We start from the raw sequence: 26,933 nt of genomic DNA on the forward strand, positions 1-26,933 counted from the left end.
ACGAATTGAACGGCTCCGATGTCATTTGCGAAACCTTGATCGCCTCGGGCGTCGAGGTCTGTTTTGCCAACCCGGGAACCTCCGAGCTTCACCTGGTGGCCGGCATGGAACGGCGGGCAGACCTGCGCTGCGTGCTGGGCCTGTTCGAAGGCGTGGTCACGGGCGCGGCCGACGGCTATGGCCGCATGACCGACAAGCCCGCCGCGACCCTGCTGCACCTGGGCCCGGGCCTGGGCAACGGGCTGGCGAACCTTCACAACGCCAGGCGCGCCAGGACACCCATCGTCAACATCGTCGGCGACCATGCGACGCACCACCTGCCCTTCAACGCTCCGCTGACGTCCGACATCGAGAGCCTCGCGAAGCCGATGTCGAATTGGTACGGACGCATCGGCTCCGTGCATGACATTGCCTCGACCGTTTCCGACGCGTGCCAGGCAGCAAGGTCGCTGCCCGGTGTCGCCACGCTGGTCGTGCCCGCGGAAGTCACCTGGGGCGATGCCGACCCGGTGCAGCCGCCAAGTCTTGCAAGATTCGCAGATTCACCGCCCCCTCCCGATCGCGAGAAGGAGCAACGGGCAGTGGCCCTGCTGCGCAGCGACCGGAAGACGGCGTTGTTTCTCGGTGGCCGCGCACTGCGGCAGGAAACCCTTGCGCTTGCTTCCGGGATCGCCCGCAAGACCGGCGCCAGCCTGCTGGCCCCCTTTGCGAATGCGCGCATGGCACGCGGGGCAGGCAGGCCCGTCGTGCCGCGCGTGGCCTACGCGACGGACCAGGCAGTGGCCCAGCTGGGGCAGTTCGATGCGATCGTCATGATCGACGCCGAGCAGCCCGTCGCGTTCTTCGCGCATCCGGGCATGCCGAGCCGCCTGCTTCGCGACGATTGCGAAGTGATCGAACTGTGCGAACCGGGAGGCGACGTTGCTGCGGCAATCGAGGGCCTCGCGGAATACTTCGCTTCGGTCCGGCTGGTCCTGGACGAGCCCCCACCTGCAAGACGCAGCGACCAGCCGCATCTTCCATTGGGCCCGTTGACGAACGAAGCGCTCGCGGAGTTGATTGCCCGGCTGCTGCCGGACAACGCCATCGTCTGCGATGAGGCTTTGTCTTCCGTGCCGCAGCTTTTTGCCAAGTCGTACGACGCGGCGCCGCACGACTGGCTGCAGATCACCGGTGGCTCGATCGGCATCGGGATTCCGCTCGCAACGGGTGCCGCCATCGCCTGCCCCGACAGAAAGGTGATCACGCTTCAGGCCGACGGCAGCGGCATGTACACGCTGCAGGGGCTCTGGACGCAGGCGCACGAGAAGCTCGATGCGATCACGATCGTTCTGGCCAACAGGAAATATGCGCTGCTGATCGACGAGATGCGGCGCATGGGCGTGAAGCCCCCCGAACACCAGACGCGCGGCAGCTTCGACCTCACCGATCCCATTCTCGATTGGGTCTCGCTGGCGAAGGGCATGGGCGTGGAAGCTGCGCGTGCTTCCACGGCGGAAGAGTTCATCAAGGTCTTCGTCGGCGCGCTGAAGCGCAGGGGGCCTTTTCTGATCGAGGCGGTCCTCTCATGAGAACGCGCTCATAGCGCAGACAGAAACTGCCAGAACCTGTCCGTGTCGCAATAGGCCACGTTGAAACGGAACCAGGCGCTGGCGGTGTCCGACGCGCCGAAGTACATGCCCGGGGCGAGCCAGATGCCTTGCCTGAGTGCGCGCGCCGTCACTTCCTTGGCCTCGGCAGGGTCGATCGGCAAACGCCCCCAGAGAAAGAGGCCTCCGCGCGGGCGATGGAACAGTTCCACACCGGCAGCGGAGAGCTTTCGCTCGATCTGCGTGTGCACATCCGCCAGGCGATGGCGCAGCCGTTCGAGATGCTGGCGATAGGCGCTGTCGACAAGAATCTGGTGAACGGCTTTTTCCGTGACCGCGGAAGAAGTGAGGCCCGTGACCATCTTCAAGCGCACCAGCGCTTCCAGAGTGGCCGCATCGGCCGCGATGAAACCCACGCGCAGCAGCGGTGAAATGGTCTTTGAAAATCCGCCGATATGAATGACCGGCCCGAGGCCCGCCATGGCGGCCAGCATCGGTGCATCAGGCGGGGCGAGCCCCCGGCTCACGTCGTTCTCGACGATGAGCATCTGCGTGCGCTGCGCAATCTGGAGCACCTTGTAGGCCATCGGCAAGGTGATCGACGTGCCCGTGGGGTTGTGCAGCGCGGAGCTCACGAAGAGGGCCTTCGGCTTGTGCTTCTGCACCAGGGCCTCCAGCACGTCGGTGTCCAGGCCGGCCGGTGTGCGAGGCACGAACAGCAGCCGCACGCGCGCGAGCTTCAGCCGCTCGAGCAGGTTGCAATAGCAGGGGTCTTCGACCACGACGACGTCGTCCGGCTTGAGCAGAAAGCGGATGACGAGGTCGATGGCCTGCGTGGCGCCTTGCGTGATCAACACCGAGTTGATGTCGGCAGGCACGCCGAAGCGCGCCAGTTCGAAGGCCACGCGCGACCGCAGGCTGGCATCGCCAAAGGGCTGGCCGTACCCGCCGACCTGGCTCTTCATCGTGCGGCTCAGCGATCGCAGGGCCCGGCCGAATTCGATGCCGTCGAGCCACCCCGACGGAAGCCACCCGCAGCCGGCCTTGATGGACGCCGTCTGGTCGGAGAACACCTCCGACAGTAGCCATGCATCGTTGGGGCCGGACGGCGGCACGCGCGGCTGCGGTGCGGGCTCCATCGTGACCTGGCTCGCCACGACGAATCCGGCGCCAGGGCGCGACGCGATCATGCCGAGCGACACCAGCCGCTGGTACGCCTGGGCAATGGTGAAGGTGCTGAGCTGCAGATGCATTGCCATCTGCCGCACAGACGGCAGCTTTTCGCCGGACAGAATCCTGCGTTGCCCGATCGCTTCGGCAATGCCGTCCACAAGCTGGCTGACCAGCGAGCTTGCGCGGCCTTTTCGGCGATCGATGGAGAGCTTCAACCCATGGTCGCTCAGCTCCACTGTGTCCCCACCGGCCATGGCTTGCGCACAGTGCCGGGGTTCGAGCACAGCCTGCTCAAGGCTTCGCCGCCACTGGAGCGAGCTGCTGTTTTGCACGTTTGTCGAGCGCCTGGAAATTGGCACCGAATGCGGGGCGCGGCAAGTAACGGCCCGCGCCCCGCTCCGCGCGCAGGTCGCCGTTGGCATACACCACGCGCCCCTGGCTGACGGTGTGCGTCGGAATGCCTCGCACAGTGCGTCCTTCGAAGATGTTGAAGTCGCCCTTGGAGTGCTGCGTTGCCGCGGAGAGGGTTCTGGAAGCCTGCGGGTCCCACAGCACGAGGTCGGCGTCAGCCCCCTCGGCGATCAGGCCTTTGCGGGGATACAGGTTGAAGAGCCTGGCCGCATTGGTCGATGTCACGGCGACGAATTCGCTGGGCGTCAGGCGACCGGAGTTGACGCCGGCATCCCAGATCACGGCCATGCGTTCTTCGATGCCGCCGCAGCCGTTCGGTATCTTTGCGAAGTCGTCCTTGCCGGCGGCCTTCTGGGCCGCGCAGAAGGTGCAGTGATCGGTCGCGGTGGTCTGCAGGCTGCCCGACTGGAGGCCGCGCCAGAGAAATTCCTGGTGCGCCTTCGAGCGGAACGGAGGGCTCATCACGTGTGCAGCGGCGCTGGCAAAGTCGGTCGCGCGATACACGCTCTCGTCGACCACCAAGTGGCCTGCAAGGACTTCGCCGTAGACCCGTTGCCCGGCCGCGCGGGCGCGCGCAATTGCGTCGGCCGCCTCCATGCAGGACACGTGCACGACGTAGAGGGGAACGCCCAGCACGTCCGCGATGGCAATGGCCCGCTGAGCCGCCTCGGCCTCGACCGCGGGCGGGCGCGACAGCGGGTGGCCCTCGGGCCCGGTGACGCCTCTGGCGGTCAGCTCCTGCTGGAGAAAGTAGACCAGTTCGCCGTTCTCGGCATGCACAGTGGGCATGGCGCCGAGTTCGAGCGCGCGGCGAAAGCTCTTCACCAGGATCTCGTCGTCGCACATGATGGCGTTCTTGTAGGCCATGAAGTGCTTGAAGCTGCTCACGCCTTCTTCATTCACCAGGGTGCCCATGTCGCGGTGCACGCTCTCGTCCCACCAGGTGATGGCGACGTGAAAGCCGTAGTCCGCGGCGGACTTGCGCGCCCATTCCCTCCAGGTGCCATAGGCTTCCATCAGGGACTGCTGTGCATTGGGGATCACGAAGTCGAGGATGGTCGTGGTCCCGCCGGCCAGGCCAGCGACCGTGCCGGTGAAGAAATCGTCCATCGTGACCGTGCCCATGAACGGCAGCTGCATGTGCGTGTGAGGATCGATGCCGCCGGGCAGCACGTACTGCCCGGAAGCGTCGAGCTGCACCGCGCCGGCCGGCGCGTGGTGGGCGGCATCGGCGCCGACAGCGGCAATCTGCCCGTCGACGCACAGCACGTCGGCTGCGAACTCCCGGTCGGCGTTGACGACGATCCCGCCGCGGATCAAGAGCGCGTTCGTCATGCTCAAGCCTCCGAAGGCCTGGCCTGTTGCGGCACCGTCGTCGGCTTCTGCAGCCGCATCGTCGCGACGTAGACGACGGTCGAGATGGCGATGCCCGCGAACCATGCGTAGGTGTAGATCGTCTTGAAGACCTCCGGCACGTCCGGAAAGACGCTCGGCAGCGCCGCATTGAGGAACCCGGGCAGGTTGGGCAGAACGCCGGCGATGAACGCTGCGATTGCGGCAGGATTCCACCCGTTCTTGTACCGGTACTCGCCATGGTCGCTGTACAGGTCGTTCACCTGCAGCTGCGTGCGGCGGATGAGGTAGTAGTCGGCAATCAGGATGCCGGCAATCGGCCCGAGCAGCGCGGAGTAGCCAATGAGCCAGGTGAAAATGTAGCCCTGCGTGGATTCGAGCAGCTTCCACGGCATCATCGCGACCGCGATTCCGGCCGTGATGTAGCCCCCGGTGCGGTATGAAATGGCCCGCGGATTCAGCGCCGAGAAATCGTAGGCCGGGCCCACCAGGTTGGCTGCGAGGTTGACGCTGACGGTGTCGACCAGCAGCACGATCAGCGCGATGAGCACGGCCGCGCCGGTCATGCGGCTGGCCAGGTCGACCGGGTCCCAGATCGCCTTGCCGTAGATCACGACCGTGGCGGAGGTGACGACCACCGCAAGCGCCGCGAGCAGGCCCATGGGAATGGGCAGCCCGACCGCCTGTCCGACGATCTGGTCGCGCTGCGATTTAGCGAAGCGCGTGAAGTCGGGAATGTTCAGCGCAAGGGTGGCCCAGAAGCCCACCATGGCCGTCAGCGACGGCCAGAAGACCGCAGCGAACTGACCCGCCTTCTTGCCGCCTTCGACGAACTGCGAAGGCTGCTGCAGGATCGGGCCCAGGCCTCCGGCGCGGTTGAGCGCCCACGCCAGCAGCACCAAGCAGATGAGGATCTTCAGCGGCGCTGTGTACGTCTCGAGCTTGCGGATCGATTCGATGCCGTGAATGACGAAATAGAACTGCAGGGCCCAGAAGACGAGGAAGCTCGCCAGCTGGAAGAAGTTGATGCCCAGCCAGGCGATCTTCTCGCCTTCGAGCGGATGCCCGATCAGCACGCCGACCAGCGTGTAGATCATCATCCCGCCGAACCAGGTCTGGATGCCGTACCAGCCGCATGCCACGAGCGCGCGCAGCAGCGCCGGTATGCGGGCGCCCCGGGTTCCGAACGAGGCACGCGCGAGCACCGCGTAGGGAATGCCGTACTTCACGCCCGCATGCCCGATCAGCAGCATGGGGATCAGCACGATGAAGTTGCCCAGGAAGACCGTGCCGACGGCCTCGGTCCAGGACATGCCGGTTTCGATCAGACCGGCGGCCAGGGTGTAGGCGGGAATGCACATCACCATGCCCACCCAGAGCGCGGCGAAGTGATACCAGCGCCAGGTGCGCTGATCGGCCCGTGTCGGTGCCAGGTCGTCGTTCCAGAGTCTCGAGTGGGCTTGCAAAGGTTCGCTTGATTTCATGATTTTTTCCTTTGAGAGAGTCACGTGGGGCTGGGGATTGAGCTTCTTCGATATGTCTACTATTTATCCGTATAAAACATATAAATAGGAACATTACATAGCAAGTTCGATGCCCAAACAAGCCCGATCAGCGGTCTATTGCGCGTGTTTTTGGTTCAATTGCGTTCAATTGCATCGATTTATCATGGGCGATCGGCTCCGCTCGGGAGCTTTCCCAAGGAACAGGGCATGCCCATTGGCCAACGCGCAAGAAAACGCCCCAAGCTCTCGGACCTCGTCGTCGAAGACGTGAAGCGCTGGATCGTTTCGGAGCGCAAGCAGCCGGGCGACCGGCTACCGAACGAGAAAGAGCTCGTCGAGCTTTTCGGCGTCTCGAAAAGCACGATGCGGGAGGGATTGAAGGCGCTGGAAGTGCGCGGCCTGATCAAGACGCGCACGGGCCCGGCCGGCGGTGCCTATCTCCAGCAGGTCTCGCTGGACCACGCATCAGAGCCGCTGCACTTCCACCACCTGGACGGGCATCACATCTACCAGCTGCGCAAGATCCTGGAGCCCGAACTCGCGGTCAGCGTCGTCGGCCGGCTCGACGCGAAGCAACTGGATCTGATCGAGCAGACCATCCGCCTGTGCGAGCAGGACCCTCGCAACGACATCGAGCTGCGCGCACAACGTGTCGCCGAGCTGGAGTTTCACAACCTGCTGGCGGACCAATGCCCTAACGCCTTGCTCGCCTTCATGTGCCGTTTTCTCAACGACCTGCTGCGCGACCTCATGGTCTACAAGAACGCGTGGGAGCACCGCCACTTCGGCGAGGCCAACCTGGGCTTTCACACCAGGCTGCTGCAGGCCTTTCGCGATGAGGACGCCGACGCCGTGCACCGCCTGATGACCGAGCACATGGTCGATGCCGAGACCCACATGCACGAGATGGAAGTGCACGTCGGCGTGCAGCAGTTGCTGATGCCCGCGGGTCGGCGCAATGCGTGACAGCGTGATGGGCCTGCCCAAAGAGAAAGAGCCGCTCCCTTTCGGGAAGCGGCTCTTTGTTCGTGAACCTGCGAAGGTCCGGATCAGAACGGAATGTCGTCGTCCATGTCGTCGAAGCCCGACGACGACTTGGCAGGCGCCTGGCGCGGAGCCGGCGCCGCAGCGCGCGGTGCCGCTGCGGGCGCGCGCGGGGCGTAACCGCCGCCGCCACCACCACCACCGCCATTGCCACCCTGCGAATAACCGCCACCGCCGCCACCTTGCGAGTAGCCGCCGTCGTCCTCGGGACCGCCCGACGGGCCGCCCTGGCCCTGACGGCTGCCGAGCATCTGCATCTGGTCGGCGCGGATCTCGGTGGTGTACTTTTCGATGCCGTCCTTGTCGGTCCACTTGCGCGTGCGCAGGCTTCCTTCGACATACACCTGCGAGCCCTTGCGCAGGTACTGGCCGGCGATTTCGGCCAGGCGGCCGTTGAAGACGATGCGGTGCCACTCGGTGGCTTCGCGCATTTCGCCGCTTTGCTTGTCTTTCCAGCGATCGGTGGTGGCCACTGTGACGTTCGCGACCTGGTCGCCGCTCGGGAAGGTACGCATTTCGGGGTCGCGCCCCAGATTGCCGACGACGATTACTTTATTGACCGATGCCATATGCACTGCCCCTGATAAGTAGATGAAGGAGGAGGTTGAGAAGAACCCTCGATTGTGCCCCAAGGCGACTGGCCACACTCTCGCCAAGTGCCAGAATGGACTTCTACGATGAACCGGGAACCAGACTTTTTCGAGCATCTGCGCGCCGAGCTGTCGAACGGCCGTGTCTGGCTCGACCGGGCCATCGTGCTGGGCTACGCCATCGCGGCCGGGCTGTTCGTGGTGGGCTTCACTCTGGCCAGCGATTGGGTTTTTGGCGAGTTCCACCGCTTCTACGCCGCCTGGCCCTGGGCGGTGCTGCTGACGACGCCGCTGCTCACGGCCGGCATCGTCTGGTTCACATTGCGCTTCTTCCCCGGCGCGGGCGGTTCGGGCATTCCGCAGATCAAGGCGGCCCTGAATCCAGCCCTGCCCGAGGAGCGGCGCTTCATTTTTGCCTCGCTGCGGCTCACGGTCGCCAAGATCGGGCTGGGCGCGGCGGGCTTCGCGGCCGGCCTGTCGATCGGGCGCGAGGGGCCTTCGGTCCAGGTGGCGGCGGGGGTGATGCAGCATGCGCGCCGCTGGCTCTCGCCCAACACCACCATCGACGGACGCGCGCTGCTGGTGGCCGGCGGTGCTGCGGGCATCGCGGCGGCCTTCAATGCGCCGCTGGCGGGCGTGGTCTTCGCCATCGAGGAGCTGTCGGGCCGACTCGAGGCGCGCTCCAGCGGCCTGATCATCACTGCCATCGTGCTGGCGGGCCTGGTGGCAGTGTCGGCCTTCGGCAACACCAGCTATTTCGGCGTGATCCGCGTGCCCCGGCTGGGCTGGAACGTGCTCGGCCCCGGCCTGCTGGTCACCTTGCTGAGCGGCGCGGCCGGCGGGCTGTTCGCACGGCTGCTGATCGCCTCGCTCACGGGCGCGGCCGGGCGCTTCAACCGCTGGCGGGCGCGCTTTCCGGTGCGGTTCGCCGCCGTCGGCGGGTTGGCCGTGGCCGTCATCGGGCTGGCGACAGGCGGCGTCACCTTCGGCGCGGGCTCCGAGGCGGTCAAGCAGATGCTGCAGGGCCACGACGAGCTTACGCCGCTCTACACCGTGCTCAAGTTCATCGCCACCTGGCTCACGGCCTGGTGCGGCGTGCCGGGCGGCATCTTCGCGCCGTCGCTGTCCATCGGCGCGGGCATTGGCGACGCGGTGGCCCGGCTGGCCAGCAGCGACCAGGGGCCGGCGCTCATCGCCATGGGCATGGCCGGCTTCCTGGCGGCGGTGACGCAAGCGCCGCTCACCGCCTTCATCATCGTCATGGAGATGGTCGACGGCCACTCGATGGTGCTGAGCCTGATGGCCGCAGCCATGCTGGCCAGCCTGGTCTCGCGGATGATCAGCCGCCCGCTGTACGACACGCTGGCCGAGCACATGGTCGGCCGGGCAATAAGCAGTACGGGCAGTACGGGCGGCGGGGGCAGCACCGAGCCTGTGCATCCGCCCAAGCCTCCAGAGCCCGGCCACTCGCCATGAAATGCGCGGCGGTCTATCATGTCCGGTTGCCCTCGGACGATCGCCCCCTTGAATTCAATATCCACTGAAGACACCGCAGCCGACGCCGAAAGCGCACGTGACGCGGAACGCGAACGCGCCACCTACCTAGGCGCCGTGCTCGCGCAGCAGCGCATCAGCATCCGCGGCGCGCGCACCCACAACCTGAAGAACGTCGACCTCGACATTCCGCGCAATAAGCTGGTGGTCATCACTGGCCTGTCGGGCTCGGGCAAGTCGAGCCTGGCCTTCGACACGCTGTATGCCGAAGGGCAGCGGCGCTACGTCGAGAGCCTGTCGGCCTATGCGCGGCAGTTCCTGCAGCTCATGGACAAGCCCGACGTCGACGTGATCGAGGGCCTCTCGCCCGCCATCAGCATCGAGCAGAAGGCCACCAGCCACAACCCGCGCTCCACCGTGGGCACGGTGACCGAGATCCACGACTACCTGCGCCTGCTGTACGCCCGCGCCGGCACGCCCTACTGCCCTGACCACCATCTGCCGCTGCAGGCGCAGACGGTGTCGCAGATGGTCGATGCCACGCTCGCCCTGCCCGGCGAGCCGCGGCTGATGATCCTAGCGCCGGTGGCGCGCGAGAAGAAGGGCGAGTTCCTCGAGCTCTTCGCCGAGATGCAGGCGGCCGGCTACGTGCGCTTTCGCGTGGACGGGCAAACCTACGAATACAACGACCTGCCCAAGCTCAAGAAGACCGAGAAGCACGACATCGACGTGGTCATCGACCGCCTGCGCGCGCGCGCCGACATGCAGCAGCGGCTGGCCGAGAGCTTCGAGGCCGCGCTGCGCCTGGCCGAAGGCCGCGCCATCGCGCTCGAACTGAGCGCCGAGGGCGCGGCTGATAAAGAGCACCTGTTCAACGCCAAGTTCGCCTGCCCGATCTGCCACTACTCGCTGTCAGAGCTGGAGCCGCGCCTCTTCTCGTTCAACTCGCCCGTGGGTGCCTGCCCCAGCTGCGACGGCCTCGGCCACCGCGAGGTGTTCGATCCGGCGCGCGTGGTGGCCTTTCCTTCGCTGTCGCTGGCCAGTGGCGCCATCAAGGGCTGGGACCGCCGCAACGGCTACTACTTCAGCATGATCGAGAGCGTCGCGAAGCACTACAAGTTCGACGTTGACGCGCCCTTCGAGTCATTGCCCGCCTCGGTGCAGCAGGTGCTGCTGCACGGCTCGGCCGCCGAGGAGATCAAGTTCAACTACACCATGGAGTCGGGCAACTTCGCGGGCAAGAAGCTCACGAAGAAGCATCCCTTCGAGGGGATCATCCCGAACATGGCGCGGCGCTACCGCGAAACCGATTCGGTGATGGTGCGCGAAGACCTCGCGCGCTTTCGCAACCTGCAGCCCTGCCCCGACTGCGGCGGTTCGCGGCTGCGGCCCGAGGCGCGCAACGTGTTCCTGGTCGACGAATCGAACCGCCCCGCCGACGGCAGCGAACCACCGCGCATGGCCATCTTCGAGCTCAGCCGCCTCACGCTGCGCGATTCGCTCGCCTGGTTCCATACGCTCAAGCTGCGCGGCGCCAAGGCCGACATCGCCGACAAGGTGGTGCGCGAGATCGGCCTGCGCCTGAAATTCCTGAACGACGTGGGCCTGAACTACCTGAGCCTGGACCGCAGTGCCGAGACGCTCTCGGGCGGCGAGGCACAGCGCATCCGCCTCGCGTCGCAGATCGGCTCGGGCCTCACGGGCGTGATGTACGTGCTCGACGAGCCCAGCATCGGCCTGCACCAGCGCGACAACGACCGGCTCATCGGCACGTTGAAGCATCTGCGCGACATCGGCAACAGCGTGATCGTGGTCGAGCACGACGAGGACATGATCCACGCCGCCGACCACGTGATCGACATGGGCCCCGGCGCGGGCGTGCATGGCGGGCGCGTGATGGCGCAGGGCACGTATGCCGAGGTTTCGTCGAATCCAGATTCGCTCACCGGCCAGTACCTGTCGGGCACGCGCAAGATCGAAGTGCCGAAGCACCGCACCGCGTGGCTGCCCGTGGTGAACAAGCCTGCGTTCAACGAAGGCAAGAAGGCCTCGCGCTTTCCGCCGAGCCCCGCGGCCGAGCGCCGCGCTGCGCGCGAAGCTGCCCACCTGGCCACGCAGACCGACCTGCAGGAAATTCGCGTCGTCGGCGCCACCGGCAACAACCTGAAGAACGTGAGCGTCGCCTTCCCGGTCGGCCTGCTGACCTGCGTGACGGGCGTGTCGGGCTCGGGCAAGTCGACGCTGGTGAACGACACGCTCTACACCGCCGTTGCGCGCACGCTGTACCGCGCGCACGAAGAACCGGCCGCGCACGAATCGGTCGAGGGCATCGAGTATTTCGACAAGGTCATCAACGTCGACCAGAGCCCCATCGGCCGCACGCCGCGCAGTAACCCGGCCACCTACACGGGCCTGTTCACGCCTATCCGCGAGCTGATGGCCGAGACCAACACCGCGCGCGAGCGCGGCTACGGCCCGGGCCGCTTCAGCTTCAACGTGGCGGGCGGACGCTGCGAGGCCTGCCAGGGCGACGGCGTGGTGAAGGTCGAAATGCACTTCCTGCCCGACGTGTACGTGCCCTGCGAGGTCTGCCACGGCCAGCGCTACAACCGCGAGACGCTCGAGGTTCTGTACAAGGGCAAGAACATCGCGCAGATCCTCGAGATGACGGTCGAGACCGCGCACGAGTTTTTGAAGGCCGTGCCCACCATCGAGCGCAAGCTGCGCACGCTGCTCGACGTGGGCCTGAGCTACATCAAGCTCGGCCAGTCGGCCACCACGCTCTCGGGTGGCGAGGCACAACGCGTGAAGCTCGCGCTGGAGCTCAGCAAGCGCGACACCGGCCGCACGCTGTACATCCTCGACGAGCCGACCACCGGCCTGCACTTCGCCGACATCGAGCTGTTGCTGAAGGTGCTGCACCAGCTGCGCGACGCGGGCAACACCATCGTCGTGATCGAACACAACCTCGACGTCATCAAGACGGCCGACTGGCTCATCGACATGGGGCCCGAAGGCGGCGCTGGCGGCGGCATGGTGGTGGGCGAAGGCACGCCGGAAGACATCGCGGCGAACGAGGCGAGCCACACGGGGCGTTATCTGAAGCGGCTGCTGTAGCCGCTTTTCCCCCTCATCCTCAGGTCGTCGTCTGCACGTGCAGCCGGCTGGTCTTGCAGCGGTGCAGTGCGCGGTAGTGCTCCAGCGGCCGGCCGTTGGCCCCGTAGGCAATCGATTCGATGCGCAGCAGCGGCTCGGGCTGCGGCAGGTTGAGTAGCCTGCAGGTTTCGGCGTCGGGCAGCACGGCGTCAATCCAGCGTTCGGCGCGCACGAGGCGCAGGCCGTACTGGCGGCGCATCACGTCGTACAGCGAGCGGTCGTCCAGGCGCGTGCGGTGCAGGCCCGGTGCGAGGTCCGCTGGCACCACGGTTTCCACCAGCAGGCGAAGCTCGCCATCGACGCTGCGCAGGCGCTTTAGCGCGACCACTTGCGTGTCGTCACTCAAGCCGAGCGATGCGGCCTCCTGCTCGGTGGGCGCGCGCAGTTCCTGCGTGAGGATCTGCGTGCGCACCGAGCGGCCCTTGCGCTCCATCTCGTCGGAGAAGCCGAGCACGGTAGAGACGAAATCCTCGTCGCGCTCGCGCGCCGAGACGAAGGCGCCGCGGCCCTTGATCTTGTAGATGAGGTTGTTGCGCACCAGGTCGGCCAGCGCCTCGCGCACCACGATGCGCGAGATGCCGAACTGCTCGCCGAGCTCGGCTTCGGACGGCAGCTTGGCGCCGATGGGCAGCGCGCCCTGCAGGATCTGCAGACGAAGCGCATCGCGGAACTGGGCCCACAGGGGCGACTCGGAGTCGCGATCGAGCACGGTCGAAGTTTCGGTCGAAGAGTTCACGTTGAGGGCTGGCCCAAGGCCTGAGGAGTCATCAATGATGCATCGAAAGACGGCGGCGCATCGGCCACCACCGGTGAAAGCCGCACGCCGTGGCGCTCGCGCAGGGCGGCGGAGCAGGCTTGCAGTTCGCGGTGCGCCTGCGCTGCGTCCCAGCCGAGCGCTTCAGCCGCAATGCCCGCCATTTCAGCCAGCGCGGCATCGGTGACGAGCCCGCGAATCGCCAGCAGCGTGCGGCGGATCACGAGGTCGTCGAGATGCACCACGCCGGTTTCGAGGCAGAGGTACGAAAGCTCGGCCACCGAGTAATCGGGCGCGTGCTGCAGCGGCACGTCGCCCGAGGCACCGAGGCGCTGTGCCAGCGGCAGCGCCTTCGATCCGTAGCGGCGCAGCAGCACCTGCGCGCGCGTGCGGCCCAGGCCGGAGGTGGCAACCATGCGATCGACGAAGCGCTCAGTCGCCTGTGCATCGGCAGGCAGCTCCGCACCGCCGCCGATGGGCAGCAGCTCTGTCGATGCAGTGCGCGGGCGGCCCAGCTGCTGCAGCACTTCGTTGGTGGCTTCTTCAGCAAGTGCGCGGAAGGTCGTCCACTTGCCGCCGACGAGGCCGACGATGGGAATGTCGCGCGTCGCATTCGGCGGGTCGAGCACCACCGAGTGATCGCGCGAGATCTGGCCGGGCTTGTCAGCGTCGGAGCGCGCGAGCGGCCTCACGCCGACATAGGTGTACACCACGTCGCCGCGCCCGAAGGACAGGTTCGGGAACACCTCGGCCAGCACATCGAGCAAATAGTCGACCTCGGCCGGCTCCGTCACGATCTGGTCGGGGTCGTCCACTGGAATGTCGGTGGAGCCCACCAGCACGCGGTCGAGGAAGGGATAGACGATGCACACGCGCCCGTCCACCGCCTCGAAATAGGCCATGCGGCCTTCGAGTGCATCGCGCAGCGCGGGATGGTCGAGCACGAGGTGCGAGCCCTTCGTGCCCATCACGCGCGAGCCCGCGCCCCCGAGCACTGCCGTGCTGCGGTCGAGCCACGCGCCACTGGCATTCACCACGGTGTCGGCCGTCACGCGCACCAGCGCGCCGGTGATCTCGTCGCGCAGCGTGAGGATGTTGCCCGCGCAGCCCATCACGCGGCAGTAGTTGGCGGCGGCCGAGCGCGGCTGGTCGCGGCAGGCGTCACCGATCAGCTCGAGGATCAGCCATTCGGGGTGGCTGATCCACGCGTCGAAGAAGGTCGCGGTCCAGCGCACCGCGGCACGAAACAGGCTGCGGTCGTTCTGCGGCACGCGGCTGATGCGGTGGTTGGGCATCACGCGTTGGCGCCGGCCCAGCAGGTCGTACAGGCGCAGGCCTGCCGCCACTGCCAGCAGGCCGCGCGTGCGCTGCGGCGGCGTGCGGCCGAAGAACTTGAGCGCGCTGCTCATCAGCCCGCCGAAGAAGCTCGACAGCGGCACCACCGTCTTCAGCGGCTGCACAAGGTGCGGCGCGTTGCGCAGCAGCAGGTTGCGCTCCCGCGTGGCCTCGGCCACCAGCGAGAAGCTGCCGTTTTCCAGGTAGCGCAGGCCGCCGTGGATCATGCGAGACGGCGCGCTGCTGGCGCCCGCGCTGAAGTCGCCCTTGTCGACGATGAGGCAATCGACGCGCTGCAGGCACAGGTCGCGGAACACGCCCACACCGTTGATGCCGGCGCCGACGATCACTGTCGAGAAGTGGCGGTCCGCAAGCGAAGCAGGACGCACGAAGGGCAATTGCCAGGCGCTCATTTCACGCCTCCCGCCAGATGGGAAAACACAGGAGACATGGTGTCGATCAGTTCGTTGAAACCGGCGTTGAAATCGGCATGGGCACGCGCCTCGGCGGCATCGGGTTCGACCGTGTCGCAGGGAGCGAGCAAGGCGCTGCCCTGCGCGGCGTGGTCGATGCCTTGCGACATGGCGGCGTAGATGGCTGCGCCGCGCGCGCCGGTTTCGTCATCGGCGCAGCGCTCGACCGGGTGGCCGAGAAAGCCGGCGAGCAGGCGCACAAGGCGCGTGTCGCTCGCACCACCGCCGAGCACCGTCGATGCGGACACGGGCAAGCCGCAGGCTGCGAGGCGCGCCGTGTGTCGTGCGTGCAGCGCGGCGACCGAATCGACCACCGCACGCGCCATGTCGCCACGCGTGTGATGGCTCTTGAGCCCGACGAAGCCCGCCGTCACGCCCCCACCGCCGTTGACGAAGGGCAGGAAGCGCAGGCCGCCCGCACCCAGCGGCACCGACATCGCCAGGTCGACGACAGCGCGCGAATCGGGCAGCCCCAGCACGCCGGCCAGCCATGCGATGTTGGCCATCGACGACGGGCTGTTCTCCATGTAGAGCCGCTTGTCATCGCGGCCGAAGTTCACGACGGCGGCAACGTCGGGCTTGGGCTCGATCACCGGCCCGATCACCGCGTTCACGCACCAGGTGCCGAAGACCGACACCGCGCGAGCACGCCCTTCGGCGCAGATCGCGGTCATCGAGGCGAGCAGGTCGATGGCCCCCATCGCCACGGGAATGCCTGCGGGCAGGCCGCACAGCGCGGCTTCAGCAGGCCGCAGCTTGCCCACGACCTCGCCGCTCGGCACCAGCGGACCGAAGACGTGCGGCCCGAGGTCCGCGATGCCCGATGCATCGAAGGCCGCCTGCGACCACGTGCCGGTGGCAATCGACACCAGCCCCGCGGTGCTCGCGTCACTGGCATCGGTCGCGATCTCGCCTGTCAGCAGAAAGCCGAGGTAGTCCTTGGCGAACAGCAGCCGGCGCACCGCGCCGCGCTGCACGGCATCGGTGCCCAGCAGCTCGGCCGCGATCACGGTGGGTTGGCCGGGCCACGGCCTGCAGCCGACATCCGCGAACAGCGTCTCGCCGTGGCTCAGCGAGAGCGAACGCGCACGCGCATCGGCGCGCTGGTCGGTCGAGGCCACGGCCCGTCCGCCCACGAGCTCGTTGCGCGCATCGAGCGCATAGAGCCCCGCGCCGTGGCCCGTGCAGCCGATGGCGCGGACCTCGGCCACGCGGGCGCCGAGCTGGTGGGCGACGTCGCGCAGCACATGGGTCAGGGCCGCGCGAATGGCAGTCGCGCTCACTTCGCATCCCCCTCCAGGCAGCCGGTCGTGCGGCAGTGGCATTCGGGACAGGGCGATGGAGCGGCCGCTCCCGGCTTCGAGGGCCAGGGCTTTCAGGCTGCTCGACCCCATGTCGATGCCGATCAGTATGTTTGGCTTCATGTCATAACAGCTTCGGCGGAATAAAAGCGCGTTGCCAGTAGCGTTTCCCCTAGTTATCCCGTCAAACGGGCAGCGCGTACATTCTAGCCTGTCATAACAACTGTCGTGACGCAGAGGATCAAGGCGCTGCCCTGAAAAGCAGCATCGCAAGCTGAGCCCACCCAACGTGAGGAGACAAAAAATGAGGCGTAATTTCCTGAAGTCCGCCGCGGCAGCCGGCATCGGCCTGGCTGGCGCAAGCGCATTCGCGCAGCAACAGGCAGCAGCCCCCGCCGCTGCAGGCGGCCTGCGCGGCAACCCCAGCGACGTCTACGTGATGAACGTGATGGTGTCGGGGGTCGAGTACTGGTTTCCGGTCTACGAAATGATGAAGCAGCTCGGCCGCACGCTGGGTGTTCGCACCCGCTACACCGGCACGCCGGAGTACGACGTGAACAAGCAGCTCGCGTCCTTCGAGCAGGAGCTGGCGCGCAAGCCGGCCGGCATCCTGCTGCACCCGATGAACCCCGACCCGTTCATCGAGCCGATCAACCGCGCGGCGGCGATGGGCATCCCGGTCGTCACCTTCGCGGCCGATTCGCCGAACTCCAAGCGCACATCCTTTGTCACCTCGGACAACGACCGCGAAGGCACGCAGGCCGCCGACGCCATCGCGGCCTCGCTGGGCGGCAAGGGCGAATACGCCGTGCTGGAGAACCCGGGCCAGGACAACCACGACCGCCGCATCGCCGCCTTCGTGAACCGCATGAAGACCAAGCACCCGGGCATGAAGCTGGTCGGCCGCGCAGCCAGCAACCAGGACCCGAACAAGGCCTACCAGGCGGTGCTGAGCCTCGCGCAGGCCAACCCGAACCTGGGCGCGCTCTTCATGCCCGAGGCCAACTCGGCGCTCGGCGCGGCGCAGGCCAAGGTCGAGACCAAGAAGAACATCAAGGTGATGTGCTGCGACGTGAACGCCAAGATCCTCGACATGATCAAGTCGGGCGACGTGTTCGGCGCCATCAACCCGAACCAGGGCATGCAGGGCTACATGGGCATGATGATGCTGTTCCTGGCGAAGAACCCGACGCTCATCGACCCGATGAACGACGCCAAGCGCAACGGCACCAACCCGATGGCCGTGCCCTTCCTGGACAACGGCCTTGCGGTGGTCAGCAAGGCCAACGCCGACGACTTCTACTGGGACAAGTACCTCGCCCGCCGCGGCACCAAGGGCATCGGCGAGTGAGTGAGCACAACGCAATGAGCGCATTGCTCGAACTGAAGGGCATCAGCAAGCGCTTCGGCGCTTCGCGCGCGCTCTCGGGCGTGGACTTCACGCTGCACCGCGGCGAGATCCACGCCCTGTGCGGCGAGAACGGCGCGGGCAAGTCCACGCTGATGAACATCATCGACGGCATCCACCGGCCGGACGAGGGCACCATCTCGCTCGACGGCCAGAAGGTCGTCATCGACGGCCCGGCGCATGCCATGCGCCTGGGCATCGGCCTGGTGCACCAGGAGATCGCCTTGTGCGGCGACGCCACCGTGGCCGAGAACATCTTCATGCCGGAGATCAACGCCGGCAAGCACGCGTGGATGAACTACGCGAGCCTCAACGAACGCGCAGCGAAGGTGCTGCAGCGGCTGGGGCAGGACGTCGATCCTTCCGCGCTGGTGAAGGACCTGAGCATTTCCACGCAGCAACTCATCGAGATCGCCAAGGCGCTCACACTCGACTGCAAGGTGCTGATCCTCGACGAGCCCACCGCTGCACTCACCGACAACGAATCGGCCGCGCTCTTCAGGGTGCTGCACGACCTCAAGGCGCAGGGCATTGGCATCATCTACATCAGCCATCGCATGGCCGAGATCTTTGCGCACGGAGACCGCGTCACCGTGCTGCGCGACGGGCGCGACGTGCACAGCGGCCCTCTCTCCGAGCTGAACGCCGACGACCTGGTGCGCCGCATGGTCGGGCGCGACCTGGGCAACTACTACCCGCCGAAGCAGCAAGAGCCTGCTTCAGGCGAACACGTGCTCGAAGTGACCGACATCGCCGACGGCGAGCGCGTGCACGGCGTGTCCTTCACGCTCAAACGCGGCGAGATTCTCGGCATCGCGGGCCTCATGGGCGCCGGCCGCAGCGAGCTCGCCGAAACCGTATGCGGCCTGCGCCCCGCGCACAGCGGCACCGTGCGCCTGCGCGGCAAGCAGCTCACGATCCGCAAGTACAGCGACGCGCTGCGCGAAGGCATCGCCTACCTCAGCGAAGACCGCAAGGCGGCCGGCGTGTACCTCGACTTGCCCATTGCACAGAACATCGCATCGATGGCGCTGAAGCGCGTCAGCTCACGCTTCGGCCTGCTTCAACGCTCGGCCGAACACAAACTGGCCGTGGAGCTCGGCGCCAAGCTCAAGCTGAAATCCGACGGGGTCGACATCGACGTGGCGAGCCTGTCGGGCGGCAACCAACAGAAGGTGGCCATCGCCAAGCTGCTGGCCACCAACCCTTCGGTGCTGCTGATGGACGAACCCACGCGCGGCGTGGACGTGGGCGCCAAGTCGGAGATCCATCACATCCTGCGCGAGCTGGCCAGCCAGGGCGTGGGCGTGATCGTGATCTCTTCGGAGCTGCCCGAGATCATCGGGCTGTGCGACCGCGCGCTGGTGATACGCGACGGCCGGCTGGCCGGTGAAGTACGAGACAACGAAATGACGGAAGAGGCGCTGCTGCGGCTGGCCTCTGGACTTTGCGAAGAGGAAACGACAGCATGAACTACCCGGCACAACTCGACGCGGGGGCCGCCCCTGGCCTCCCGCCGCGACAACAGACTGGAGGAGGAGGCCCCGTGAAACCCGCCAGCAAACTCGGCAGCATGCGAGAGATGGGCCTGTTGCTCATCATCGCGGCGCTGTGTGTGGGCATGAGCTTCGCGTCGCCCTACTTCCTCACGTGGGACAACGTGCGCGCGATGCTGCTGTCGTTCTCCATCGAGGGCATCGTGGTGGTGGGCATGACGATTTTGCTGATCGTCGGCGGCATTGACCTGTCGGTGGGCTCGGTCGTGTGCTTCGCGATGGTGGTCACGGGCAAGCTCTTTCTCATGGGCTTCGACCCGTGGACGGCGGGGCTGGTGGCCATCGGCGCGAGCGCGCTGATCGGCGCGATGATCGGCGGCTGCGTCACGCGCATCGGCCTGAACCATTTCATCGCCTCGCTGGCCTTCATGGTGATCGTGCGCGGCCTGTGCCTGGCGCTCACGCAGGGCACGCCGCAGTCGTTGTTCTCGCTGCCGGCCGAGTTCAAGTTCATCGGCCAGGGCACGCTGTTCGGCATTCCGGCCGTCATCCTTATCTTCCTGGTGATCGTGGTGGCGAGCGACTTCGTATTGCGCCGCTCGACCCTGCTGCGCCGCGTGTTCTACACGGGCAGCAACGAGAAGGCCGCGCTGTACTCGGGCATTCGCGTGGGCAACGTGAAGTTCTGGGTCACGGTGCTGTGCTCGGCCTCGGCCGGCCTGGCCGGCGTGATCTACACGGCCCGCTTCGGCGCCGCCACGCCGACCTTCGGCATGGGCATGGAGCTCAACGTGATCGCCGCCGCGGTGATCGGCGGCGCCAGCCTCAAGGGCGGCTCGGGCACGGTGCTTGGCGCGGTGCTGGGCCTGGCGCTGCTGTCGGTGGTGACCAGCTCGCTGATCCTGCTCGACGTGTCGCCTTACTGGCAGGACGTGATCAAGGGCCTCATCTTGCTCGCGGCCGTGACCATCGACCACCTCATGAACACGAGAAAGACCAAGCGATGAACAACGCATCGACGATGAAGAAGACCACGCTCGGCCCCTCGGGCATCGAATGCTCGGCCATCGGCCTGGGCACCTGGGCCATGGGCGGCTGGATGTGGGGCGGCGGGGACAACGCCGCTGCCGTGCTGGCCATCCAGGCCTCGCTGGACGCGGGCGTGAACCTGATCGACACCGCACCGGCCTACGGCCTCGGGCGCTCCGAAAGCATCGTCGGCACTGCGCTGAAAGGCCGCCGCCACGAAGCCGTGATCGCCACCAAATGCGGGCTGGTGTGGCACACGCAAAAGGGAACGCACTTCTTTGAAGAAGACGGCCACCCGGTGTACCGCTACCTCGGGCGCGAGTCGATCATCCACGAGGCCGAAGAAAGCCTGAAGCGCCTGCAGACCGACTACATCGACCTCTACATCACGCACTGGCAGGACAGCACCACGCCGGTCGAAGAGACGATGAGCACGCTGCTCGAACTCAAGAAGCAGGGAAAGATCCGCGCCATCGGCGTGAGCAACGTGAGCCCCGAGACGCTCGCCGAGTACCTTCGCTACGGCCCGGTCGATGCGGCGCAGGAGCGCTACAGCCTGATCGACCGCGAGATCGAGCAGACGCTGGTGCCGCTGTGCAGCGAGAACAACGTGGCGGTGCTGGGCTACTCGTCGCTGGCGCTGGGCCTGCTCGCCGGCCCCATCGACCCCGAGCGCAAGTTCAACGGCGACGACCAGCGCGCGAGCAACCCGCGCTTCAGCGCCGGGAACCGCGGGAAGCTGAAGGCCTTCTTCGAAGAGCTGGAGCCGCTGCGCAAGCAGCTTGAATGCTCGTTCGGCCAACTCATGATCGCGTGGACGCTGGCGCGCGGCAGCGTCTCCGTGGCGCTGTGCGGCGCGCGCGTCAGCAAGCAGGCCATCGAGAACGCAGGCGCCGGCTCGGTACACCTGCGCGACGACGCGCTGCAGCTTATCGACACGGCGGCCAGCAGGCATCTGCTCGCGCTGGCCTGACTCACCTTTTCTGTCACACAACCAAACAAGCAAGGATTTCTTTCGTATGTCGAAGGACAAGACCGCACGCCTGAACCGGCTGCTGAACAACGGGCGCTGCCTGGACATCGCACTCGACCACGGCGTGTGCAACGAGCCCTCGTTCCTCAACGGGCTCGAGGACATGCCGCAGGTGATCGACAAGCTGGTGGCCGCCGGCCCCGACGCGATCCAGCTCAACTACGGCCAGTCCGACCTGCTGCAGGACCGCCCCGGCCGTGACAAGCCCGCGCTGGTGATGCGCATCGACATGGGCAACCCCTACAACGCCACCGCGCATCGCGTGATGTGGGCCCTGCTGCAGAACGAGCACGACCCGGTGCTGCCTGCCGTGCAGCGCGACGCCGCCTGCGTGGTCGTCAACCTCTTCATGCTGCCGGACGAGCCCGACCTGTTCCGCCAGTGCGTGCAGAACATCGCGCGCGTGCGCGCCGACTGCGACCGCTACGGCATGCCGCTGATGATCGAGCCGCTGGTGATGCAATCGCCGACACCCGGCAGCCGCTACATGGTCGATGGCGACGCCGAGAAGATCGTCACGCTGGTGCGCCTGGCACGCGAAATGGGCGCCGACATCGTCAAGGCCGACCCCACCACCGACCCCGCCGACTTCCACCGTGTGGTGCAGGCCGCGCGCTGCCCTGTGCTCGTGCGCGGCGGCGGGCGTGAAGACCTGCAGCAGGTGTTCGCGCGCTCGCGCGTGCTGATGGACGAAGGCGCCGTCGGCATGGTGTACGGACGCAATGTGTACCAGCACGCCAATCCGTCGGCGGTGGTCGATGCGCTGATGGCCATGATCCACCGCGGCGCAAGCGCCAAGGAGGCATGGGACATCTATGAATCGGGCGGCATGAAGTGAGCTGACGCCACCCGATCAAGGAGAGAGCGAGAGAGGGAAGAAGAGGAAGCAAAAGCTGTACGGCGGGCGACGCATGCGTCGCCCGCCGGGGTGCGTCCTGCGCGCGCGCTTTTGCCAGAAGAAAAAAGACGGAGCGAGTTGGCCGAGAAAAAGGGTTCCCCTGCGGACTTCAAACAACCTGGAGGCAACGATGAAAATCCGGTATTACTTGATGGCGTTCCTGCTGCCGTTCGTCACGCTGCTGACGCACGCGGCAATCACCGGGGTCAGTCCGATGACGACCCTGAACAACATGGCGGCGGCGGTCTCCGCGGCCGTTGCCGACCCGCTCCCGCTGCAGGGGCCGGGCCTGGGCAATCTCACCTACACGTCGGCTGAGCTGTTCAAGCCGGTGTCGATGATCACCAGCCCCGCACACCCGCTCGATCCGGCGCACAGCAGCGCCTACGAATCGCGCGAGGTGCCCGCCACCTACCCGGGTCGCAAGGACTACGGCATGAACGCGGGCATCATGGTCAACGGCTACTTCCTCACCTCCTTCGCGCCGGACAGCGGCCTCGGCCCGGGCGGCTTCCTGCTGTACGACGTGTCGAACCCACGCCAGATCCAGCTGGTCAAGAAGATCTACGAACCCGAGGCCCGCACCCAGGAGTTCCGCGAAACGCACTCCTTCGGCACCGCGAAGATCGGCGGCAAGACGTACGTGGTGCTGCCCAGCATCAACGGCGTCGAGTTCTGGGACTTCACCGACGTCAACGACATCAAGCAGGTGAAGAAGCTGGCGCTGCCCGGCGTCAACGGCGGCGACTACGAGAACGTGGCCTGGCAGCTCTGGTGGCAGGCGCCCTACCTGTACGTGGCGTCGGCGGGCCGGGGCATCTTCATCGTCGACGCGCGGGACCCCGCGAACGCCGTGATCGCCAACCGCGGCGCCGGCAAGCCCAATCCGGTGCCCACCGGCGAACTCGGCGGCTTCCGCATCGGCCCGATCTTCACAATGGGCAACCACATGGTGCTGACCGCGATGGAAGGCAGCGGCGGTTTCGCGAGCCTGGACATCTCCGACCCGCTCAACCCCAAGGTGCTCGATTCCATCGTGGGCACCACGCCGTTCTACTACGCGACCTGCTTCGACGGCAGGAACCTGCATGCCTCCGCGCGCAACAGCGGCGCCAAGATGTACAGCTACGACCTGAGCGACCGCTCGCACTTCGTGGCCGAGGACAACCGTCTGGTCATCGACGAACAACTGTACTGCGCCACGCAGGACAACTACGTCATCCAGGGCGCGCAAACGCGCATCCACAAGGTCGACGTGAGCAATCCGCTCAACCACGTGGAGGTGGGCCGCGGCAGCATCCTGCGCGAGGACGACCCGAACTTCTCGCATTCGGACAACGGCCAGGTCGCGATGTTCGGCAACCTCGTCTTCGTGGGCAACGACCACGGCTCGGGCAGCGGCTTCGTCGTGCACTCGGTGGACCCCGACACCACGAAGCCCGAGGTCAAGCAGGTCTCGCCCGCCAACGGCGCGAAGCAGCAGGCGCTGACATCGCGCATCGGCCTGGGCATGACGGACAACATCCGGCCCGAGAGCGTGAACTCCAACACCTTCATCGTGCGCCCGGTCGGCGGCAACACGCTGGCCGGCACTTACAGCGTGCAGCTGGGCATCGTCAACTTCCACCCCGAGCAACCGCTCTCGCCCGGCACCAGCTATGAAGTGTTCCTGCCGGCCAACGGCGTGAAGGACTATGCGGGCAACGCCATCGGGGCGGACTACAAGTCGACCTTCAACACCGGCAACGCGACCGACATCAACCTGATGCACTACTGGACGCTGGCGGGCAACCTCTCCGACCAGATCGGCAACAACAACGGCACGCCCGCAGGCGGCGACGCGTTCGAGAGCATCGGCATGAACTTCGCGAACCGCACCGCCGGTGTGCCGCTGAAGAACGACTCCGTCGCCACAGTGCTCGGCGGCACCGCGTCGCTGAGCTTCTACATGAAGACCACGCAGGCGGGCGGACCCAACTCGTGGACCGCGCCCGGCATCTTCGGGCGCGACCAGTCCGGCGGAGCGGACGACGTGTTCTGGGGCTGGTTCGACAACGGCGGGCGCATCAAGCTGTCGATCGGCAACGACGCGGGCACCACTTCCACGGCGGCGGTGAACGACGGCGCCTGGCACCACGTGGTGATGACGCGCGACGCGGCCTCGGGTGCGCAGGCCGTGTACGTCGACGGCGTGAAGACGATATCCACCGGCCCCACCGGCAACAAGGGCCTGTCGAACAAGTTCAACCTGCTGGGCCAGATCCAGGGCAACGCAGCGCTCTTCAAGGGCACGCTGGCAGAGGTGCGCGTCTACGGCCGCGTGCTCTCCGACAGCGAGGTGAGCACGCTGCGCGGCCAGGCCATCATCGGCGACCCCGGCATCGGCGGCGGACCGAAGATCGTCAACGGCCAGCTGGTGTTCAACCCGGCCACGCTGGGCAGCAGCGGCGCGCAGTTCCGCTGGAACTTCGGCGACGGCACGCAGACGGCCTACTCGAGCCAGCCAAACTACACCTACACCTACACGCGCCCCGGCCACTTCACGGTGACGCTGACGGTGAAGGACAGCAGCGGCCGCGAAACCTTCTACACCTACAACCTCACCGTGATCGTTCCGACCACGGCGCGGGCGCCCACGCACACCACCAACATCGCGGGCGACGTGAACTCGGTGTATTCGGTCAACCCCGACAGCGGCACGGTCGCCGCCATCAACGCACAGACCCTGGCCAAGCTCTGGGAGACCCGCGTTGGCGACGAGCCGAAGACGCTGGCCGTCGGCCCCGACGGCCGCATCTGGGTCACGGTGCAGGGCGAGGACAAGCTGGTTGCGCTCAGCGCGGCCGACGGCGCCATCTCCGCCACCGTGCCGCTCGCCTACGGCAGCGGCCCCTACGGCGTGGCCTTCACGCCCGACGGCGCGAAGGGCCTGCTGACGCTGGAGAGCAAGTCGGTGCTGATGAGCTTCGACCCGAGCAATGGCGCCACCACCGGTGCGGTCGCGCTCGATGGCGCGCTGCGCGGCATTGCCGTCAACTCCGACTCGCAGGTGGCCTACGTCACGCGCTTCAAGTCGAAGATGACGGGCGGCCAGCTGCACAAGGTGAACCTGCAGAGCATGAGCGCCATGACCACCATCGCGCTGCCGGTGGACACCACCACGGTGGACACCGAGAGCCGTGCGCGCGGCGTGGCCAACTACCTGAGCCAGGTGGTGATCTCGCCGGACGGCAGGCGGGCGGTGCTGCCTTCGAAGAAGGACAACATCGTGCGCGGCAAGTTCAGGGACGGCAACAACCTGGTGCACGACCAGACGGTGCGCTCCATCCTGTCGCAGGTCGACCTGCAGGCGGTGGCGGAGAAGTTCGACGAGCAGATCGACTTCGACGACCGCGCACCGGCGCGCGCCGCGCTGTTCTCCGCGTCGGGCGACTACCTGTTCGTTGCGCAGATGGAAGGCAACCGCGTTGCCATCGTCGATCCGTACAGCCGCGCGGTGCGCGGCGAGATCAACGCCAGCAGCGCGCCGCACGGCCTGTACCTGGACTCGGCGCGCAAGCGGCTGTTCGTCAACAACTTCCTGGCGCGCTCGGTGTCGGTGCACGACGTGGCCTCGGTGCTGAGTTCGGAGACCAATGCCGCGACCTTCCTGCAGAACGTGTCGACGGTGGCGCAGGAGCCGATGGCGGCCGCGGCGCTGCGCGGCAAGCAGGTGTTCTACAACGCCTCCGACCGGCGCATGAGCAAGGACAACTACATCTCCTGCGCGAGCTGCCACGCGGACGGCGGCGACGACGGCATGGTGTGGGACTTCACCCAGCGCGGCGAGGGCCTGCGCCGCACCATCAGCCTGCAGGGTCGGCGCGGCCTGGGCCACGGCAAGCTGCACTGGACGGCCAACTTCGACGAGGTGCAGGACTTCGAGAACGACATCCGCAACGAGTTCGGTGGCACCGGCTTCCTGACAAATGCGGACTTCGCGGCCACCTCCGACCCGCTGGGCGCGCCCAAGGCCGGCAAGAACGCGCAGCTCGACGACATGGCGGCCTACCTGGGTTCGCTGAGCAAGTTCATGCGCAGCCCGGCACGCAACGCGGACGGCAGCCTGAGCGTGGATGCGACGCGCGGCCAGACGCTGTTCAGTTCGGCGCAGTGCGTGACCTGCCACTCGGGCGGCACCTTCCGCGACGGCCTGCGGCACGACGTGGGCACGATCCAGGCATCGTCGGGCAAGGGCATGAACCAGCCGCTGGCGGGCGTGGGCTTCGACACGCCGACGCTTTCGGGCACGTGGAACACCACGGCGTTCTTCCACAACGGCCAGGCGGCCACGCTGCAGGACGTGCTCGCCAGCGGCCACGGCAACGCCTCCAGCCTGCCGGGGGCCGACCAGGTGGCGATCCGCGAGTACGTGCGCTCGCTCGACACCGCGCCGGCCGTCGTCGCGCGCATCCGCTCCGACCTCAACCCCACGATGTGCGTGAACATCAAGGGCGCGGCGACCACCAGCGGCACGACCGCCGTGCAATGGCCGTGCGGCAACGCCGGCAACGAGAAGTTCACGGTGAACAGCCTGACGGGCGGCTACGTGCAGTTCGTGGCCGAGCACAGCGGCCTGTGCCTGGCGCAGAACGGCACCGCGACGACGAACGCGCCGGTGGTGCAGCTGGCGTGCACTGCCGGCAACACGACGCAGTGGAGCCTGGTCGGCGGGACGGTCCGCAACCGCGCATCGGGGTCGTGCCTCGACGTGCCGAACGGTTCGACGACGCAGGACACGGCACTCATCACGTGGACCTGCAACGGCGGCAACAACCAGAACTGGACCCAGTTGCCCTGAGGCTCTGACGCTCCCCTGAAAGCCGGCCGCAAGAAGCGGCCGGTTTTTTTT

17 protein-coding genes are annotated in these 26,933 nt (G+C 66.8%); 10 read left to right on the plus strand and 7 right to left on the minus strand.

Annotation, left to right across the window (positions count from 1 at the left end; genetic code table 11):
* Window positions 1–5: 5 nt before the first annotated feature.
* A complete protein-coding gene (locus ACSFBF_RS24050; protein ID WP_435471836.1) occupies window positions 6–1,571 on the plus strand; it encodes an acetolactate synthase large subunit in 1,566 nt (521 codons plus the stop codon).
* An 8-nt stretch (window positions 1,572–1,579) separates the two neighbouring features.
* Here the strand turns inward: ACSFBF_RS24050 and ACSFBF_RS24055 are convergent, their stop codons facing one another.
* Genes ACSFBF_RS24055 through ACSFBF_RS24065 form a run of 3 tightly spaced genes read right to left on the minus strand, consistent with a single transcriptional unit; the run spans window position 1,580 to window position 6,010 of the window.
* Window positions 1,580–3,016, minus strand: coding sequence for an aminotransferase-like domain-containing protein (locus tag ACSFBF_RS24055; protein ID WP_435471393.1), 1,437 nt, complete (start codon window positions 3,014–3,016; stop codon window positions 1,580–1,582).
* Between the two features lie 37 nt (window positions 3,017–3,053).
* The gene (hydA, locus tag ACSFBF_RS24060) at window positions 3,054–4,508 is read right to left on the minus strand and encodes a dihydropyrimidinase (protein WP_435471395.1); all 1,455 of its coding nucleotides are present in this window, start codon (window positions 4,506–4,508) and stop codon (window positions 3,054–3,056) included.
* Window positions 4,509–4,510: 2 nt separating this feature from the next.
* A complete protein-coding gene (locus tag ACSFBF_RS24065) occupies window positions 4,511–6,010 on the minus strand; it encodes an NCS1 family nucleobase:cation symporter-1 (protein ID WP_435471397.1) in 1,500 nt (499 codons plus the stop codon).
* 228 nt (window positions 6,011–6,238) lie between these two features.
* Here ACSFBF_RS24065 and ACSFBF_RS24070 point away from each other — a divergent pair, with 228 nt between their 5' ends.
* Window positions 6,239–6,997, plus strand: coding sequence for a FadR/GntR family transcriptional regulator (locus tag ACSFBF_RS24070; protein ID WP_435471399.1), 759 nt, complete (start codon window positions 6,239–6,241; stop codon window positions 6,995–6,997).
* An 83-nt stretch (window positions 6,998–7,080) separates the two neighbouring features.
* Here ACSFBF_RS24070 and ssb read toward each other — a convergent pair whose 3' ends face one another.
* Window positions 7,081–7,644: a single-stranded DNA-binding protein gene (gene ssb / locus ACSFBF_RS24075; protein WP_435471401.1), complete on the minus strand. Its 564-nt coding sequence runs from the start codon at window positions 7,642–7,644 to the stop codon at window positions 7,081–7,083.
* 108 nt (window positions 7,645–7,752) lie between these two features.
* Between ssb and ACSFBF_RS24080 the strand changes: the two genes are divergently transcribed.
* Both ACSFBF_RS24080 and uvrA read left to right on the plus strand, forming a co-directional pair.
* Window positions 7,753–9,141: a chloride channel protein gene (locus ACSFBF_RS24080; protein ID WP_435471403.1), complete on the plus strand. Its 1,389-nt coding sequence runs from the start codon at window positions 7,753–7,755 to the stop codon at window positions 9,139–9,141.
* Between the two features lie 18 nt (window positions 9,142–9,159).
* Window positions 9,160–12,276: an excinuclease ABC subunit UvrA gene (uvrA, locus tag ACSFBF_RS24085; RefSeq protein WP_435471405.1), complete on the plus strand. Its 3,117-nt coding sequence runs from the start codon at window positions 9,160–9,162 to the stop codon at window positions 12,274–12,276.
* A gap of 19 nt (window positions 12,277–12,295) precedes the next feature.
* Here the strand turns inward: uvrA and ACSFBF_RS24090 are convergent, their stop codons facing one another.
* From ACSFBF_RS24090 to ACSFBF_RS24100, 3 genes are read right to left on the minus strand one after another with little or no spacing between them, the layout of a single operon-like run.
* On the minus strand, window positions 12,296–13,051 hold the full coding sequence (locus tag ACSFBF_RS24090; protein WP_435471407.1) for a GntR family transcriptional regulator: 756 nt from the start codon (window positions 13,049–13,051) through the stop codon (window positions 12,296–12,298).
* Window positions 13,048–14,817 carry a glycerol-3-phosphate dehydrogenase/oxidase gene (locus tag ACSFBF_RS24095; protein WP_435471409.1) on the minus strand — a complete coding sequence of 590 codons (1,770 nt, stop codon included), beginning with the start codon at window positions 14,815–14,817 and terminating at the stop codon, window positions 13,048–13,050. The genes ACSFBF_RS24090 and ACSFBF_RS24095 overlap by 4 nt, the downstream gene beginning before the upstream one ends.
* The gene (locus ACSFBF_RS24100; RefSeq protein WP_435471411.1) at window positions 14,814–16,301 is read right to left on the minus strand and encodes an FGGY family carbohydrate kinase; all 1,488 of its coding nucleotides are present in this window, start codon (window positions 16,299–16,301) and stop codon (window positions 14,814–14,816) included. Before ACSFBF_RS24100 ends, ACSFBF_RS24095 begins: the two co-directional genes overlap by 4 nt.
* A 181-nt stretch (window positions 16,302–16,482) precedes the next feature.
* On the opposite strand from ACSFBF_RS24100, the gene ACSFBF_RS24105 reads away from it, so the two are divergent.
* The 6 genes from ACSFBF_RS24105 to ACSFBF_RS24130 all read left to right on the plus strand — a co-directional run bounded on the left by ACSFBF_RS24105 (window position 16,483) and on the right by ACSFBF_RS24130 (window position 26,882).
* The gene (locus ACSFBF_RS24105) at window positions 16,483–17,529 is read left to right on the plus strand and encodes a substrate-binding domain-containing protein (RefSeq protein ID WP_435471413.1); all 1,047 of its coding nucleotides are present in this window, start codon (window positions 16,483–16,485) and stop codon (window positions 17,527–17,529) included.
* Between the two features lie 14 nt (window positions 17,530–17,543).
* Window positions 17,544–19,058, plus strand: coding sequence for a sugar ABC transporter ATP-binding protein (locus ACSFBF_RS24110; protein WP_435471415.1), 1,515 nt, complete (start codon window positions 17,544–17,546; stop codon window positions 19,056–19,058).
* Window positions 19,055–20,089: an ABC transporter permease gene (locus ACSFBF_RS24115; RefSeq protein ID WP_435471417.1), complete on the plus strand. Its 1,035-nt coding sequence runs from the start codon at window positions 19,055–19,057 to the stop codon at window positions 20,087–20,089. The genes ACSFBF_RS24110 and ACSFBF_RS24115 overlap by 4 nt, the downstream gene beginning before the upstream one ends.
* Window positions 20,090–20,103: 14 nt before the next feature.
* Complete coding sequence (locus tag ACSFBF_RS24120; RefSeq protein ID WP_435471838.1) at window positions 20,104–21,084, plus strand: aldo/keto reductase; 981 nt, start codon at window positions 20,104–20,106, stop codon at window positions 21,082–21,084.
* A gap of 46 nt (window positions 21,085–21,130) precedes the next feature.
* On the plus strand, window positions 21,131–21,982 hold the full coding sequence (locus ACSFBF_RS24125; protein ID WP_435471419.1) for a class I fructose-bisphosphate aldolase: 852 nt from the start codon (window positions 21,131–21,133) through the stop codon (window positions 21,980–21,982).
* Between the two features lie 190 nt (window positions 21,983–22,172).
* Window positions 22,173–26,882, plus strand: coding sequence for an Ig-like domain-containing protein (locus ACSFBF_RS24130; protein ID WP_435471421.1), 4,710 nt, complete (start codon window positions 22,173–22,175; stop codon window positions 26,880–26,882).
* Window positions 26,883–26,933 lie beyond the last annotated feature (51 nt).

The sequence above is a fragment of the Variovorax nivicola genome, from assembly GCF_051216475.1.
Lineage (GTDB): Bacteria > Pseudomonadota > Gammaproteobacteria > Burkholderiales > Burkholderiaceae_C > Variovorax.

Coding starts and splice junctions, on each gene's coding strand:
- ACSFBF_RS24065 (WP_435471397.1), bottom strand. CDS start 6,010: ATGAAATCAAGCGAACCTTTGCAAGCCCACTCGAGACTCTGGAACGAC.
- ACSFBF_RS24130 (WP_435471421.1), top strand. CDS start 22,173: ATGAAAATCCGGTATTACTTGATGGCGTTCCTGCTGCCGTTCGTCACG.
- ACSFBF_RS24120 (WP_435471838.1), top strand. CDS start 20,104: ATGAAGAAGACCACGCTCGGCCCCTCGGGCATCGAATGCTCGGCCATC.
- ACSFBF_RS24055 (WP_435471393.1), bottom strand. CDS start 3,016: ATGGCCGGTGGGGACACAGTGGAGCTGAGCGACCATGGGTTGAAGCTC.
- ACSFBF_RS24115 (WP_435471417.1), top strand. CDS start 19,055: ATGAACTACCCGGCACAACTCGACGCGGGGGCCGCCCCTGGCCTCCCG.
- ssb (WP_435471401.1), bottom strand. CDS start 7,644: ATGGCATCGGTCAATAAAGTAATCGTCGTCGGCAATCTGGGGCGCGAC.
- ACSFBF_RS24080 (WP_435471403.1), top strand. CDS start 7,753: ATGAACCGGGAACCAGACTTTTTCGAGCATCTGCGCGCCGAGCTGTCG.
- ACSFBF_RS24125 (WP_435471419.1), top strand. CDS start 21,131: ATGTCGAAGGACAAGACCGCACGCCTGAACCGGCTGCTGAACAACGGG.
- ACSFBF_RS24100 (WP_435471411.1), bottom strand. CDS start 16,301: ATGAAGCCAAACATACTGATCGGCATCGACATGGGGTCGAGCAGCCTG.
- hydA (WP_435471395.1), bottom strand. CDS start 4,508: ATGACGAACGCGCTCTTGATCCGCGGCGGGATCGTCGTCAACGCCGAC.
- ACSFBF_RS24095 (WP_435471409.1), bottom strand. CDS start 14,817: ATGAGCGCCTGGCAATTGCCCTTCGTGCGTCCTGCTTCGCTTGCGGAC.
- uvrA (WP_435471405.1), top strand. CDS start 9,160: ATGTCCGGTTGCCCTCGGACGATCGCCCCCTTGAATTCAATATCCACT.
- ACSFBF_RS24110 (WP_435471415.1), top strand. CDS start 17,544: ATGAGCGCATTGCTCGAACTGAAGGGCATCAGCAAGCGCTTCGGCGCT.
- ACSFBF_RS24070 (WP_435471399.1), top strand. CDS start 6,239: ATGCCCATTGGCCAACGCGCAAGAAAACGCCCCAAGCTCTCGGACCTC.
- ACSFBF_RS24105 (WP_435471413.1), top strand. CDS start 16,483: ATGAGGCGTAATTTCCTGAAGTCCGCCGCGGCAGCCGGCATCGGCCTG.